General features: G+C 37.9%; 1 pseudogene. It reads right to left on the reverse strand.

Annotation, left to right across the window (positions count from 1 at the left end):
- Positions 1–84 precede the first annotated feature (84 nt).
- Positions 85–393: pseudogene (locus K9U40_RS24475) on the reverse strand (hypothetical protein); the annotation flags it as partial.

Here is a 393-nt window from a genome sequence, read left to right on the forward strand (position 1 = left end):
TAAATATACTGCGCGTTTAGAAGTGTTAAGAGCGATTTTAAAACAGTTAAAGGCAGACTAACGTCTCCTTTAACTGTTTGAATATTATTGAACTGTTGGTTGTACAAATTGATCCTCAATTGAAGAGGATTTTGTAGCAAGAGTTTGTCGATTGCGAAATACAATAAGCGTTGCAATCAAACTGATGATTGCGGCAAACATTAACCAGAAAGCAGGCATACTTTTGCTGCCAGATTCTTGTACAAGATATGTGGCAATCATAGGTGTTAACCCACCAAATATAGAAGTGGCAAGACTATACGCTACAGAAAAACCAGCAATTCTTACGGAGCTTGGCATCATTTCAGTTAAGGAAACGACCAATGCGCCGTTATAGAAACTATAGAGCAGAGA

Source organism: Xanthobacter autotrophicus (assembly GCF_030015065.1).
Classification (GTDB): Bacteria; Pseudomonadota; Alphaproteobacteria; order Rhizobiales; family Xanthobacteraceae; genus Xanthobacter; species Xanthobacter autotrophicus_D.